This is a genomic window from Amycolatopsis sp. CA-230715 (assembly GCF_018736145.1).
Classification (GTDB): Bacteria; Actinomycetota; Actinomycetes; order Mycobacteriales; family Pseudonocardiaceae; genus Amycolatopsis.
Genome location: NZ_CP059997.1, coordinates 3,247,548 through 3,260,705, shown reverse-complemented (window position 1 = coordinate 3,260,705; position 13,158 = coordinate 3,247,548). Strand labels below are relative to the sequence as shown.

Below are 13,158 nucleotides of genomic sequence, written 5' to 3'. Positions count from 1 at the left end.
TCAACGGAGAGGTGGATCCGAGTCTGTTCGCGTGGGGCGCGCCGGGAGCGACCGTGAGTGAGCGCTGTCGGTGCCGACGGGTACGGTGGGCATCACCGGCGTGAGGGACGCTTAGCCGCGCGCCGGCCTCTTTGCACGCCTACACGTAACACTGGGACTGTTGTCTGCGATGGCCAATGTGGGGGATGGACTGGATGAGCCAGTCGCCGCTGCTGTCGAGGGTGATCCCCAGGCAGTAGAGCGGCTGCTGGCCGCTATCCGTCCCCTTGTGGTGCGGTACTGCCGCGCCCGAGTTGGCAGGCAGGAGCGTTCGTTCGCTTCCGCAGACGATGTGGCCCAGGAGGTGTGTCTCGCGGTGCTCACGGCATTGCCCTCGTACCGTGATCAGGGACGCCCGTTCTTGGCGTTCGTCTACGGCATCGCGCAGCACAAGGTCGCGGACGCGCATCGCGCGGCCGCGCGCAACCGTGCTGAGCCCGTTGCGGAAGTGCCCGACGAGGTCGAAGGCGGCGTCGGGCCCGAGCAGCGCGCACTCCAGGGAGAGCTGAACGAGCGCATGTCACAGCTGCTCAGGGTCCTTCCCGACAAGCAGCGCGAGATCGTCGTGCTGCGCGTCGTGGTCGGGCTGTCCGCCGAAGAGACCGCGGACGCGGTCGGTTCCACCCCCGGCGCCGTCCGGGTCGCCCAGCACCGGGCGCTCGCGCGGCTCCGCAAAGTACTGGCGTCCGAGGAGGTGGTCTGAGTGACCGATCGCGACAGAGCCCACGACGTGCGCCGCGACCGTGGCCCCGGGCACGACCGGTCCTCGTTCGTCGCGGACGGGTTCTCTTCGTCCGAGGCCGAGTTCGCCGCCGACCTCTCCGCCGTGCAGGCGGACGACGCGCTGCTCGACGCGCTCGGCGGTTCCGACCCGAAGGTCGCCGACGGCCTCGGTGACCAGGAGCTGAACGCGCTGCTGCTCGCGTGGCGCCGCGACATCGACAGCGAGCCGCTCGCCGAGCTCGTCGACACCGACACCGCGGTCGCCACCGTGAAGACCGCCGCGCTCGCCCGCAAGCACGCGGGCACCGGCCGCAAGCGCCGCTTCATGGTGCCGGTCGCCGCGGCCGCCGCGGTCCTCGCGATCGCGTTCACCGGTACCGGGCTCGCCGCGCGCGACGCGCAGCCCGGCGACACGCTGTGGGGCCTGACGAAGGTCCTCTACGCCGACCACGCCCGGTCGATCGAGGCCGCCGCCACCGTCCGCAGCGATCTCGAAGCCGCGAACGTCGCACTGCTCCAGGGCCGCTACGACGACGCGCGCAAGGCGCTCGACGCCGCGCAGGCCGCGCTCAAGCAGGTGTCCACAGAGGACAGTCTCGCCCAGCTCATGGCGAGGCACCAGGAACTGAGCGCGATGCTGCAGCAGAACCCCGGTGGCCAGCCGCCGGTGCCGAGCAAGCCGAACACGCCGCCGCCGGGAAGCCAGCCGGGCACCGTGCCCTCGACCAGCAACCCGCAGCCTGGCACCCCGCCGGAGAACACCGGCCTGCCGCCGCTGACGTCGTCGAACAAGCCGACGCCGCCCAGCTCGGACTCGTCCCCGCCACCGCCGTCGACGAGCACGCCGCCGACGTCGTCCTCGGCCAACCCGCCCAACCCGCCCGGCGGGGGCACCGGTGAGCAGCCGCGCAGCGATCCGCCCGCGGGCACCCCGGAAGGGGCCGCGGCGATTCCGCCGGGCTGACGAACACCTGAACACGCGAAAGGGCCCCACCCGAGTCCGGGTGGGGCCCTTTCGCGTCAGTCAGTAGGCGCTTTCGGTGGCTGTGACACCGTCCGCGAAGCCCCGGCAGTAGTCCCAGCTCACGTAGTCGGTGGGATTCGGGTCGAACGCGGGCTCGTGCGGGCGCATTCGGCCGTCCGAGAGCAGCTGTTCGAGGCTGGCGCGCAGCAGGTGCCAGTCGTGATAGTGCGGCTGGTCACAGTCCCCGCAGTCCACCACGATGCCGCGCACCCCGCGCGGCTCGAGGAGCGCCTGGTAGACGGCGAGATCGGACAGGTCGGCAAGCAGTTCCGTCCGTTCGTCGGCACCGATCGGCTCGTCCACGGGATCGTCGAGGTCGGCGATCTCCTTGGCCGGGTCGTCCGGGTCGTCGGCGAACGGGTCTGGGGGCAACACGTCGTGCGGCACAGCTGGCACGGTACCGGGCGGGCCGCGGGCACGTGCCAGATACCATCGGTTGAGGGCTCTCATCCACCCCTGCGCCCCGTCTCCACAGCTTAGGAAGGCCACCCGCCAGCCATGACGAGCGAGCACCCCGCCGATTTCCCGAGCAAGTTCGCGATGCTCGGGCTGACCTTCGACGACGTACTGCTGTTGCCCGCGGAATCGGACGTGGTGCCGAGCTCGGTCGACACGGGGACCCGGCTGTCCCGCAACGTCACCCTGCGCGTCCCGCTCGTTTCGGCGGCCATGGACACCGTGACCGAGGCGAGGATGGCCATCGCGATGGCCCGCCAGGGCGGCATGGGCGTGCTGCAGCGCAACCTGCCGATCGACGAGCAGGCCGCCGCGGTGGAGGTGGTCAAGCGCTCCGAGGCCGGCATGGTCACCGACCCGGTCACCTGCTCGCCGGAGGACACCCTCGCCGAGGTCGACGCGCTGTGCGCGCGCTTCCGCATCTCCGGCGTCCCGGTGACGGACGCGGCGGGCACGCTGGTGGGCATCATCACGAACCGGGACATGCGGTTCGAGGTCGACCACAGCCGCCCGGTCAGCGAGGTGATGACCAAGGCGCCGCTGGTGACCGCGCAGGTCGGCGTCACCGCGGAGGCGGCGCTGGGGCTGCTGCGCCGCCACAAGATCGAGAAGCTGCCGATCGTGGACGGCGCGGGCAAGCTGCGCGGGCTCATCACGGTCAAGGACTTCGTCAAGACCGAGCAGTACCCGAACGCCACCAAGGACCCCGACGGCAGGCTGCTGGTCGGCGCGGCGGTCGGCGTGGGGCCCGACGGCCACCAGCGCGCGATGGCGCTCGCCGACGCCGGGGTCGACGTGCTCATGGTGGACACCGCGCACGGGCACTCGCGCGCGGTCATCGACACCGTGACCACGCTGAAGAAGGAACTGGGCGACACCGTCGACGTCGTCGGCGGGAACGTCGCGACCAGGGCGGGCGCCCAGGCGCTCGTCGACGCGGGCGCCGACGGCGTGAAGGTCGGGGTCGGGCCGGGCTCGATCTGCACCACGCGCGTCGTCGCCGGGGTGGGTGTGCCGCAGATCTCGGCGATCTTCGAGGCCGACCAGGCGTGCCGCCCCGCTGGCGTCCCGGTGATCGGGGACGGCGGGATCCAGTACTCCGGTGACATCGCGAAGGCGATCGCGGCCGGTGCGTCGGCCGTCATGCTGGGCAGCCTGCTCGCGGGCACCGCGGAGGCGCCGGGCGACCTGATCCTGGTCGGCGGCAAGCAGTTCAAGACCTACCGCGGGATGGGCTCGCTCGGTGCGATGCAGTCGCGCGGCGAGGCGAAGTCGTACTCGAAGGACCGCTACGCGCAGGACGACGTGCTCTCCGAGGACAAGCTGGTGCCCGAGGGCATCGAGGGCCGGATCCCGTTCCGCGGCCCGCTCGTCAACGTGGTGCACCAGCTCGTCGGCGGCCTCCGGTCGGGGATGGGCTACGCGGGCGCGCAGACGATCCCGGAGCTGCAGCAGGCGCAGCTGGTGCGGATCACCGCGGCCGGGCTCAAGGAGAGCCACCCGCACGACATCACCATGACCGTGGAGTCCCCGAACTACACGACCCGCTGAGCCGCCTTCAGCGGGCTCCCCGTCGCCGGGGGCCCTGAGCTGCGTTTAGCGGGCTAAACGTCGTTGAGGACCCCGCGGGAGGGGCGGCGGACCCGCTGGCGAGAATGATCGGCGCAGGTTAGACGTCGAGAAGGGACTTCACGTGCGGGATCTGGTCGAGATCGGCATGGGACGCACCGCGCGGCGGGCTTACGACCTCGATGACATCGAGATCGTGCCCTCGCGCCGCACGCGGTCCTCCGCCGCGGTGTCCACGAGCTGGAAGATCGACGCCTACCAGTTCGACCTGCCGCTGGTGACGCATCCGACGGACGCCATCGTGTCGCCGGGCACCGCGGTGTCGGTCGGCGAGTTGGGCGGGCTCGGCGTGCTGAACGCCGAAGGCCTGTGGGCCCGGCACGCCAACGTCGAGGAAGCCATGTTCCGGCTCATCCGCGCCGCGGAGGACACCCCGGACGACCCGACCGCGCTGGTCAGGGTGCTCCAGGAGCTGCACGCGGCGCCGATCCGCACCGATCTGATCACCGAGGCGATCAAGACCGTGCGGGAGTCCGGCGTGACGGTCGCCGCGCGGGTGAGCCCGCAGCACGCGGCGGAGCTGACCCCGGACCTGCTCGCGGCGGGCGTGGAGATCCTGGTCGTGCAGGGCACCATCATCTCGGCCGAGCACGTCGTGCGGGACCGCGAACCGCTCGACCTCAAGGACTTCATCGGCAGGCTCGACGTGCCGGTGATCGCGGGCGGGGTCGGCGACTACCGCACCGCGATGCACCTGATGCGGACCGGCGCGGCGGGCGTGATCGTCGGCCACGGCTACTCCGCGGGCGTGACCAGCACGGATCGCGTGCTCGGCATCGGGGTGCCGATGGCGACCGCGATCATCGACGCGGCCGCCGCCCGCCGCGACTACCTCGACGAGACCGGCGGCCGGTACGTCCACGTGCTCGCGGACGGCGGCGTCAACTCCTCCGGTGACATCGCGAAGGCGGTCGCCTGCGGGGCCGACGCGGTGATGCTCGGCGCGCCACTGGCCGCTGCGGCGGAGGCGCCGGGGCAGGGCCTGTACTGGACGGCGGCGGCCGCGCACCCGTCGCTGCCGCGCTCGCGCGTCGCCGCGGGCCCGGACTACGAAGTCGACCTCAAGACCCTGCTCTTCGGCCCGTCGTCGGACGCCGAGGGCGCGGTGAACCTGTTCGGCGCGCTGCGCAGGGCGATGGCGAAGACCGGCTACTCGGACCTGAAAGAGTTTCAGCGCGTCGGCCTGACGGTGCGCCGCTGACGACGTTTAGCCCGCTAAACGCGCTCCGCGCCCACCAGGGAAACGGGCAGAAGGGGACGGAAGGGGCTAACTGGCCGGTAACTTACTACTGGTCAGCGAAGGGGGCCGGGGTTACAGTTTATGTGTGACTGCGCGTAACACCACCACAGAACCGGACTACGACGTCGTCGTCGTGGGCTCCGGCTTCGGCGGCAGCGTCGCCGCGCTCCGGCTGACTGAAAAGGGCTACCGGGTCGCGGTCATCGAGGCAGGCCGCCGGTTCGCCGACGACGAGTTCGCCAAGACGTCCTGGGATCTGCGCCGCTACCTCTGGGCGCCGGACGTCGGGTGCTTCGGCATCCAGCGGATCCACCTGCTCAAGGATGTGATGGTGCTGGCGGGCGCCGGGGTCGGCGGCGGGTCGCTGGTCTACGCGAACACGTTGTACCGGCCGCTCAAGCCGTTCTACCGCGACCGCCAGTGGGCTCACATCACTGACTGGGAGTCCGAGCTCGCGCCGCACTACGACCAGGCGAGCCGGATGCTGGGCGTGGTTACCAACCCGACGGTCACGCCGTCGGACCAAGTGATGCAAAAGGTCGCGAAGGACATGGGGGTCGAGGACTCCTACCACCCGACCCCGGTCGGGGTGTTCTTCGGCGCGCCTGGCAAGCGCGCCGAGGACCCGTACTTCGGCGGCGCCGGGCCCGCCCGCACCGGCTGCACCGAATGCGGCTCCTGCATGACGGGCTGCCGAGTGGGCGCCAAGAACACGCTGGTCAAGAACTACCTGTACCTGGCCGAACAAGGCGGCGCGAAGGTCATCCCGCTCACGACGGTCACCGCAGTCACCGAAGCGGCCGACGGCACGTTCGAGGTCGCCCTGCGCAAGACGGGCAAGCGCGGCCGCCGGTTCACCCACCGCCTCACCGCGACCAAGGTGGTGTTCGCGGCGGGTACCTGGGGCACGCAGAACCTGCTGCACCGCATGCGCGACACCGGTGGCCTGCCTAGGCTCTCGCCGAAGCTCGGCGAGCTGACGCGCACGAACTCCGAGGCGATCATCGGCTCCGGCCGCACGACGGTCGACCCGGAGCGCAACTTCAGCAACGGCGTCGCGATCACGTCGTCGATCCACCCCGACGAGATCACGCACATCGAGCCCGTCCGCTACGGCAAGGGCAGCAACGCGATGAGCATGCTGCAGACCATCGCCACCGACGGCTCCTCCGAGGTGCCCCGCTGGCGCCAGGCGGTGCGGTTCATCCTCAAGCACCCGGTGCAGACCGCGCAGCTGCTCAACGGGCACCGGTGGAGCGAGCGGACGGTCATCCTGCTGGTGATGCAGAGCCTCGACAACTCGATCACCACCTACACCAGGCGCGGCCTGTTCGGTCGCCGCAAGTACACGTCGCGGCAGGGGCACGGCGAGCCGAACCCGAGCTTCATCGCCGCCGGCTACGAAGCGAACCAGCGCACCGCCGAGCACATCGGCGGGATCGCGGGCGGCACCTGGGGCGAGATCTTCGACATCCCGCTCACCGCGCACTTCATCGGCGGCGCGCCGATCGCGACGAGCGCCGAAGAGGGCGTGATCGACCCGTACCACCGCGTCTTCAACTACCCCGGGCTGTCCATTGTGGATGGAACGGCGATCACCGCGAACCTCGGCGTGAACCCGTCGCTGACCATCACCGCGCAGGCCGAGCGCGCGTTTTCGATGTGGCCGAACAAGGGGGAGCCCGACCAACGCCCGGCGCAGGCCGAGGGGTACCGGCGGTTGGAGCCGGTCGCGCCCAAGAACCCCGCGGTGCCCGCCGAGGCGCCCGCGGCCTTGCGGCTACCCGTGGTGTGACGCCTGACGGGGCGCCGCCAGCTCGTCGTCGTCGCCGACGATGCCGAGCTGCTGGAGCATGCCGAACCGGTCGGTCATCGCGTCGAAGCGGCTGATCCTGCCGTCCCGGACGTGCGCGATCACGAACCCGCGCCACCGCGCGTGCCTGCCGGTCGCTTCGCCGCGCCGGTAGTGGCCGGTGTTCGTCGCGCGCAGCGAAATCGTCGCGGCGACCTTGCCGGGTTCGGCCACCGTCTCGTCGATCGTGACCGCCAGGTCGGGGAACGAACCGAGCATCATCTGCCAGCCCGCGCGGAACGCGTCGAGGCCGCCGCTCGGCGCGTCGACGACGATCGGGCCCGCCTCAGTGACGTCCTCGGTGAGCACTTCGTGCAGGTCGGAAAGGTCGTGCGCGTCGACCATCGCCACGAATCTCCGGATCAGTTCCTGTTCCTGGCTCATTGCGTTCCCCTCTTTCTTACGGTGTAAGAGTAGTGGTTATCTTACGATGTAAGTCAAGGAGGGGTGATGGCCGATCGACGGGCGCGACCGCGGGCGGGGCTCACTCGTGAGCGCGTGCTCGACGCCGCGCTCGACTTCGCCGACCGGCACGGCGCCGCCGCGCTTTCGATGCGCAAGCTCGGCGCCGAGCTGGACGTCGAGGCCATGACGCTCTACCACTACGTGCCCAACAAGGACGCGCTCTTCGAAGCGATGGTCGACCGCCTCGTCCAGCCGCTCGAACGGGTCGAGCCCCGCAAGAACGAGGACTGTGCCGCCTGGCTGATCCGGCTGGGGACGGCCTTCCGCGACGCGCTGCTGGCCCATCCCGGGGCGCTGCCCGTGCTCGCCACGCGCCCGGTGACGAGCAGGGCCTCGGTCGAGCTGGTGGAATCCGCGCTGCGCTACCTCGGTGAGGCGGGGTTCGAGCCGCCGCGGGCGCTGGACGTGCTCAACGCCGTGATGACGTTCGTGCTCGGCCACACGCTCGCCGAGGCGGGACGCCCGCCCGGCGCCGAAGAATCCGATGTGGACAGTCTGATTGGCTTGGGTGGCGCGGATTTCCCGTTGCTGACGCTCGCGTTGGCCGATGGCCCTCGGCATGCCGAGCGCTTCGACTTCGCGCTCGGCACGCTGGTCCGCGGTTTCGCTACAGCTCGATCCCGGTGAAGACGGTGACCCGTTCTTCGGTCAGGTCCCGCATCGCCGCGGGCACGCCTTCGCGGCCGACACCGGAGCCCTTCACGCCGCCGTAGGCCATCTGGTCCGCGCGGTAGGACGGGACGTCGCCGATGATCACGCCGCCGACTTCCAGCTCGGCGGAAGCGTGGAACGCCAGGTGCACGTCGCGGGTGAAGACCCCGGCCTGCAGGCCGTAGGCGGACGCGTTGACCGACGCGAACGCCTCGTCCACACCGTCCACAACGGACACCGCGAGCACCGGGCCGAAGATCTCCTCCGCCCACGCCTTCGTTTCCGGCGGCACGTCGGTGAGCACCGTCGGCTCGACCGTCGCGCCGTCGCGCCCGCCGCCGGTCAGCACGCGCGCGCCCGCGGCCACCGCCTCGTCGATCCACGCGACGATCCGCTCCGCCGCCGCTTCGTCCACCACCGGGCCCACGTCGACCTGCGTGTCGTACGGGTCGCCGGTGCGCTGGGCCTGGACCGCCTCGACCAGTGCGGGCACGAACTCGTCGGCCACGGCGCGTTCCACGATCACGCGCTGCACCGCGATGCACGACTGGCCTGCCTGGTAGTTGCCGAACGCCGCGATCCGCTCCGCCGCGCCTTCGAGGTCCGGCCAGTCCGCGAGCACCACGGCCGCCGCGTTGCCGCCCAGTTCGAGCACCACGTGCTTGCGGGGCGCGGCGTCGGCCAGTGACCAGCCGACCGGGCCGGACCCGGTGAACGACACCACCGGCAGCCGGGGATCGGCGACCAGCGCGGCCGTTTCGGAGTTTCCCAGTGGCAGCACCGAAAACGCGCCCTCCGGGAGGTCCGTCTCGGCGAGGATCTCACCGAGGATCAACGCGGCGAGTGGGGTGCGCGGCGCCGGTTTGACGATGATCGGCGCGCCCACCGCGAGCGCGGGCGCGACCTTGTGCGCCACCAGGTTCAACGGGAAGTTGAACGGCGCGATGCCCAGCACCGGGCCGCGGGGAACCCGCCTTGTCATCGCCATGCGGTCCTCGCCGGAGGTGTCGGCGTCGAGGCGCTGGATCTCCCCGGTGAAGCGGCGGGCCTCCTCCGCGGCGATCCGGAACACCGAAACCGCGCGGCGCACCTCGGTCTCCGACCACTTCAGCGGCTTCCCGTTCTCCGCCGTGATCACCTCGGCGAGCTCCTCGGCCCGCGCCGCCAGCCCGCGCGAAACGTGCTCCAGCGCGTTCGCGCGCAGGTGCGCGGGGGACCGGCGGAAGTGCGGCGCGACCGCCACCGCCGCGGCCACCGCGCGCTCGATCTGCTCGGCGCCGGGCACGGCCACGGTCGCGACCTCGCTCCCGTCGTAGGGGTGCGTGACGGCGAGCGTGCTCTCGCCCTGTTCCGCGCGGCCCGCGATCCAGGCAGCACGAGGCTCGGGGGTGATCATGTCCATACCGTGCACGGTATTAGGTGGGGGTGTCCTCGGCGTGAACACTCACCTGTTCGGGAATTTCAGGGCTTGACCAGCACCTTCAGCGCCTCGCGGTCCGCCATCGCGCGATAGCCCGCCGGTACCTCGTCGAGGCCGACCGTGCGGTCGAACACCTTGCCCGGTTCGACGCGGCCTTCGAGGACGTCCGGCATCAGCTCGGGGATGTAGTGGCGTGCCGGGGCGATCCCGCCGGTGATGGTGATGTTGTTGCGGAACACGCGCGAGCCGATCGGGCCCTCTTCGTACTGCGGCGCGCCGACCCTGCTGATCGTGCCGCCCGCGCGCACCGCGCCGACGCCCATCTCGAACGCGGGTTTCGTGCCGACGCATTCGAGCACCGCGTGCGTGCCGGAACCCCCGGTCAGCTCGCGGACCTGCGCGATGCCGTCCTCGCCGCGATCGGCCACCACGTCCGTCGCGCCGAATTCGCGGCCGAGATCGGTGCGCTCGGTGTGCCTGCCCATCAGGACGATCCGCTCGGCGCCGAGTCGTTTCGCGGCCAAAACGGCGCACAGGCCGACCGCGCCGTCGCCGATCACGGTGACGTCGATGCCCTTCGCTACGCCTGCCTTGACCGCCGCGTGGTGGCCGGTCGAGAACACGTCCGACAAGGTCAGCAGCGAGGGAAGGAGCGCGTCGTCCTCGCCGATTTCGCCGGGGAGCTTGACGAGCGTGCCGTCGGCCTGCGGGACCCGGATCGCTTCGGCCTGCGCGCCGTCGACGCCCGCGACGCCGTACATGCCGCCGTTGCGGCACGAGGTGTGCAGGCCCTCGGCGCAGAACTCGCACGTGTTGTCCGAGTAGACGAACGGCGCGACGACGAGATCGCCCGCCTTGACGGTCGTGACGCCGGAGCCAGCGTCGGTGACCACGCCGAGGAACTCGTGCCCGATGCGGCTGCCTTTGTCGTCCGGTTCGCGGTCCTGGTAGGGCCACAGGTCGCTGCCGCAGATGCAGGAGCGGACCACGCGCACCACGGCGTCGGCGGGCTGCTCGACCTTCGGATCGGGCACCTCCTCGACCCGCACGTCACCCGCGCCGTAGATCACCGTCGCTCGCATGAAGCTCCCTCCCGGAATCCGTGTCCTCCCCTGCATACCCTGCCCGCGAGCCGATGACACGGCGACGACGTTTAGCCCGCTAAACGCAGCTAGAGGGCCGACGGCGGGGTGGTGCGGCTCACCTGGGACGATGGGGCGACAGCGCGCGCTCAGCCCAGGAGGTCCCAGGTGCCCAGTCCCGCCGGTCCGGTTCTCGTCGTGGACTTCGGGGCGCAGTACGCCCAGTTGATCGCGCGCCGCGTCCGTGAGGCGCAGGTCTACTCGGAGGTCGTGCCGCACACGATGCCGGTCGCCGAGATCCTCGCGAAGGACCCGGCGGCGATCATCCTGTCCGGCGGCCCGTCGAGCGTCTACGAAGAGGGCGCCCCGAGCATGGACTCCGCGCTCGTCGAGGCGGGCGTCCCGGTTTTCGGCATCTGCTACGGCTTCCAGCTCCTCGCCCGCGCGCTCGGCGGCACGGCCGAGGCGACCGGCGCCCGCGAGTACGGCCGCACCGAAGTGCGGATCACCGGCGACGGCGGCGTGCTGCACCACGAGCTGCCCGGCACGCACCCGGCTTGGATGAGCCACGGCGACAGCGTCACCAAGGCCCCCGAGGGCTACGTCGTCACCGCGACGTCCGAGGGCGCGCCGGTCGCCGGGTTCGAGAACACCGAGGCCAGGATCGCCGGCGTGCAGTACCACCCCGAGGTAGGCCACTCGCCGCACGGCCAGGAGGTGCTCCGGCGGTTCCTGCACGACATCGCGGGCATCCGCCCGCACTGGACGACCGCGTCCATCGTGGAGGAGCAGGTCGAGCGCGTGCGCGCGCAGATCGGCAACGGGAGCGCGATCTGCGCGCTGTCCGGCGGGGTGGATTCCGCGGTCGCCGCCGCGCTCGTGCAGCGCGCCATCGGCGAGCGGCTCACCTGCGTCTTCGTCGACCACGGCCTGCTGCGCGCGGGCGAGCGCACCCAGGTGGAGCGCGATTTCGTCGCGGCGACCGGTGTCAACCTGGTGACCGTCGACGCGCGCGAGCGTTTTCTCGACGCGCTCGCCGGGGTCACCGATCCCGAGCAGAAGCGCAAGATCATCGGCAGGGAGTTCATCCGCGTCTTCGAGCAGGCGGAACGCGATCTGAAGGCCGAGGGCGACTACCGGTTCCTGGTGCAGGGCACGCTCTACCCCGACGTCGTGGAGTCCGGCGGCGGCGCGGGCACGTCCAACATCAAGAGCCACCACAACGTCGGCGGCCTCCCCGAGGACCTGCAGTTCGAACTCGTCGAGCCGCTGCGGCTGCTGTTCAAGGACGAGGTGCGCCGCGTCGGACTGGAGCTGGGCCTGCCGGAGACGATCGTGCAGCGCCAGCCGTTCCCCGGCCCCGGCCTCGGCATCCGGATCATCGGCGAGGTCACCGCGGACCGGCTCGAGACCCTGCGCGCCGCGGACGCGATCGCGCGCGAGGAGCTCACCGCCGCCGGGCTCGACCGCGACATCTGGCAGTGCCCGGTGGTGCTGCTCGCCGACGTGCGCAGCGTCGGCGTCCAGGGCGACGGCCGCACCTACGGGCACCCGATCGTGCTGCGGCCGGTGTCCAGCGAGGACGCGATGACCGCGGACTGGACGCGCCTGCCCTACGACGTGCTCGAACGGATCTCGACCCGGATCACCAACGAGGTGGCCGAGGTCAACCGGGTGGTGCTGGACGTGACGAGCAAGCCGCCGGGCACGATCGAATGGGAATGACCGTCCAACTGGGGGAGTGACGATGGCCTTCATCGTGCTCGGCGTGCTGCTCGTGGTGGCCGCCGTCGCGGGGTTCTTCTACATGCAGCACACCAAGAGCGAGCTGCACGCGATGATCGGCACCGAGACGCTGTCGATCCCGGAGCTCGAACGCCTGCGCGGGATCTCCGACGAACTCGGCTCGCAGGGCGGGTTCCGGAAGACCGCCGAGGTCGTCGGCGCCGCGTTCCAGCGGCCGGAGGGGCTGTTGATCTCGGAGGTCAGCAAGTCGGAGTGCGTCTGGTACCGGTACCGCATCGACCGGCAGTACGAACACGTCGAGTACCGCGACGGCCGCCGTCACTACTCGAAGCGCACCGAGAAGGTCGCCGACTTCACCTCGTCGGAGGGGTACGCGCTGATCGACGAGGAGAACCGGACGATCGGCGTCGACCCCAACGGCACCTCGCCGGAGGGCGTGGAGCAGAGCGTCGACCGGTTCGAGCCCGCGGGCGGTGAGCAGCAGCCGTTCGAGCTGTTCGGGATCCGGCTGCCCGACTTCTTCGCCAGCAGCCGCGACAACACGATCGGCTACCACTACAAGGAGTGGATCATCCGGCCGGGCCGCCGGATGTACATCCTCGGCGAGGTGCACGACAAGATCGGCCCGCTGGTGATCGGCAAGCCCGACCAGAAGGGCCACTACATCGTCGCCACGCGCACCGAGGACGAGCTGCGCAAGTCGCGGTCGCAGCGGCACAAGCTGCTGGCCGTCGGCGTGGTCGTCGCCTTCGTCGCGGGCCTCGCCTCCACCGTCTTCGGCATCGTGCGCTGACCTGCGTTTAGCGGGCTAAACGTCGTCAAGGACCACGC

At 70.9% G+C, this 13,158-nt stretch carries 12 protein-coding genes; 8 read left to right on the top strand and 4 right to left on the bottom strand.

Features of this window, described 5'->3' with window-relative positions:
• Positions 1-169 precede the first annotated feature (169 nt).
• Both HUW46_RS15135 and HUW46_RS15130 read left to right on the top strand, forming a co-directional pair.
• Positions 170-742, top strand: coding sequence for a sigma-70 family RNA polymerase sigma factor (locus HUW46_RS15135; RefSeq protein ID WP_215549883.1), 573 nt, complete (start codon positions 170-172; stop codon positions 740-742).
• Complete coding sequence (locus HUW46_RS15130; RefSeq protein ID WP_442860939.1) at positions 743-1,726, top strand: anti-sigma-D factor RsdA; 984 nt, start codon at positions 743-745, stop codon at positions 1,724-1,726.
• A 60-nt stretch (positions 1,727-1,786) separates the two neighbouring features.
• Here HUW46_RS15130 and HUW46_RS15125 read toward each other — a convergent pair whose 3' ends face one another.
• The gene (locus HUW46_RS15125; protein ID WP_215547887.1) at positions 1,787-2,182 is read right to left on the bottom strand and encodes a DUF5319 domain-containing protein; all 396 of its coding nucleotides are present in this window, start codon (positions 2,180-2,182) and stop codon (positions 1,787-1,789) included.
• A 102-nt stretch (positions 2,183-2,284) separates the two neighbouring features.
• Here HUW46_RS15125 and guaB point away from each other — a divergent pair, with 102 nt between their 5' ends.
• From guaB to HUW46_RS15110, 3 genes are all read left to right on the top strand, one after another.
• Positions 2,285-3,793: an IMP dehydrogenase gene (gene guaB / locus HUW46_RS15120; RefSeq protein ID WP_215547886.1), complete on the top strand. Its 1,509-nt coding sequence runs from the start codon at positions 2,285-2,287 to the stop codon at positions 3,791-3,793.
• 142 nt (positions 3,794-3,935) lie between these two features.
• Positions 3,936-5,072 carry a GuaB3 family IMP dehydrogenase-related protein gene (locus HUW46_RS15115; RefSeq protein ID WP_215547885.1) on the top strand — a complete coding sequence of 379 codons (1,137 nt, stop codon included), beginning with the start codon at positions 3,936-3,938 and terminating at the stop codon, positions 5,070-5,072.
• Positions 5,073-5,196: 124 nt separating this feature from the next.
• The gene (locus tag HUW46_RS15110) at positions 5,197-6,906 is read left to right on the top strand and encodes a GMC family oxidoreductase (protein WP_215547884.1); all 1,710 of its coding nucleotides are present in this window, start codon (positions 5,197-5,199) and stop codon (positions 6,904-6,906) included.
• On the opposite strand, the gene HUW46_RS15105 is transcribed toward HUW46_RS15110, so the two are convergent.
• The gene (locus HUW46_RS15105) at positions 6,892-7,347 is read right to left on the bottom strand and encodes an ester cyclase (RefSeq protein ID WP_215547883.1); all 456 of its coding nucleotides are present in this window, start codon (positions 7,345-7,347) and stop codon (positions 6,892-6,894) included. The genes HUW46_RS15110 and HUW46_RS15105 overlap by 15 nt on opposite strands.
• A gap of 66 nt (positions 7,348-7,413) precedes the next feature.
• Between HUW46_RS15105 and HUW46_RS15100 the strand changes: the two genes are divergently transcribed.
• Complete coding sequence (locus HUW46_RS15100) at positions 7,414-8,055, top strand: TetR/AcrR family transcriptional regulator C-terminal domain-containing protein (RefSeq protein ID WP_215547882.1); 642 nt, start codon at positions 7,414-7,416, stop codon at positions 8,053-8,055.
• On the opposite strand, the gene HUW46_RS15095 is transcribed toward HUW46_RS15100, so the two are convergent.
• Both HUW46_RS15095 and HUW46_RS15090 read right to left on the bottom strand, forming a co-directional pair.
• Positions 8,036-9,481 (bottom strand): aldehyde dehydrogenase family protein, encoded by a 1,446-nt coding sequence (locus HUW46_RS15095; RefSeq protein ID WP_215547881.1) that lies wholly within the window; start codon positions 9,479-9,481, stop codon positions 8,036-8,038. The two genes, HUW46_RS15100 and HUW46_RS15095, sit on opposite strands and share 20 nt — an antisense overlap.
• A 59-nt stretch (positions 9,482-9,540) precedes the next feature.
• Positions 9,541-10,581: a zinc-dependent alcohol dehydrogenase family protein gene (locus tag HUW46_RS15090; RefSeq protein WP_215547880.1), complete on the bottom strand. Its 1,041-nt coding sequence runs from the start codon at positions 10,579-10,581 to the stop codon at positions 9,541-9,543.
• A gap of 168 nt (positions 10,582-10,749) precedes the next feature.
• Here HUW46_RS15090 and guaA point away from each other — a divergent pair, with 168 nt between their 5' ends.
• Positions 10,750-12,306 (top strand): glutamine-hydrolyzing GMP synthase, encoded by a 1,557-nt coding sequence (gene guaA, locus HUW46_RS15085; RefSeq protein WP_215547879.1) that lies wholly within the window; start codon positions 10,750-10,752, stop codon positions 12,304-12,306.
• 22 nt (positions 12,307-12,328) lie between these two features.
• Positions 12,329-13,120: an E3 ubiquitin ligase family protein gene (locus HUW46_RS15080; RefSeq protein ID WP_215547878.1), complete on the top strand. Its 792-nt coding sequence runs from the start codon at positions 12,329-12,331 to the stop codon at positions 13,118-13,120.
• Positions 13,121-13,158: the final 38 nt, after the last annotated feature.

Excerpts from the sequence above, each read along its gene's own strand:
- HUW46_RS15105 (WP_215547883.1), bottom strand. The coding sequence starts at position 7,347 with ATGAGCCAGGAACAGGAACTGATCCGGAGATTCGTGGCGATGGTCGAC.
- guaB (WP_215547886.1), top strand. The coding sequence starts at position 2,285 with ATGACGAGCGAGCACCCCGCCGATTTCCCGAGCAAGTTCGCGATGCTC.
- HUW46_RS15135 (WP_215549883.1), top strand. The coding sequence starts at position 170 with ATGGCCAATGTGGGGGATGGACTGGATGAGCCAGTCGCCGCTGCTGTC.
- HUW46_RS15100 (WP_215547882.1), top strand. The coding sequence starts at position 7,414 with ATGGCCGATCGACGGGCGCGACCGCGGGCGGGGCTCACTCGTGAGCGC.
- HUW46_RS15080 (WP_215547878.1), top strand. The coding sequence starts at position 12,329 with ATGGCCTTCATCGTGCTCGGCGTGCTGCTCGTGGTGGCCGCCGTCGCG.
- HUW46_RS15090 (WP_215547880.1), bottom strand. The coding sequence starts at position 10,581 with ATGCGAGCGACGGTGATCTACGGCGCGGGTGACGTGCGGGTCGAGGAG.
- HUW46_RS15095 (WP_215547881.1), bottom strand. The coding sequence starts at position 9,481 with ATGGACATGATCACCCCCGAGCCTCGTGCTGCCTGGATCGCGGGCCGC.